Raw genomic sequence first — 305 nt, 5'->3', positions numbered from 1 at the left:
ACGCGGGGTGGAGCAGCCTGGTAGCTCGTCGGGCTCATAACCCGAAGGTCGTCAGTTCAAATCTGGCCCCCGCAACCAATTAAAATTTGATGTAAGATTTTTGCAAAGTAGTTCGAATCACAGCAAGGCGGCGACGCAGTGAATCCTTAGGAGCTTACTCCAGTAAGTGACTGAGGTGAACGAGGAAAGCCAACGCTGATGTAGTTTGAAATACGAAGCAAAAAGACGGACGCGGGGTGGAGCAGCCTGGTAGCTCGTCGGGCTCATAACCCGAAGGTCGTCAGTTCAAATCTGGCCCCCGCAAC

General features: G+C 52.8%; 2 tRNA genes. Both read left to right on the top strand.

From position 1 onward, the window contains the following. Position 1: 1 nt before the first annotated feature. A tRNA-Met gene (locus OGX96_RS00015) sits at positions 2–78 on the top strand. A gap of 152 nt (positions 79–230) precedes the next feature. Continuing rightward, positions 231–304: transfer RNA gene (locus OGX96_RS00010), tRNA-Met, on the top strand. Position 305 lies beyond the last annotated feature (1 nt).

This window comes from Citrobacter sp. Cpo100 (genome assembly GCF_030332595.1).
Lineage (GTDB): Bacteria > Pseudomonadota > Gammaproteobacteria > Enterobacterales > Enterobacteriaceae > Citrobacter > Citrobacter portucalensis.
Note: the sequence above shows the minus strand (reverse complement) of the source record. Positions and strands in the feature narration are given on the sequence as shown.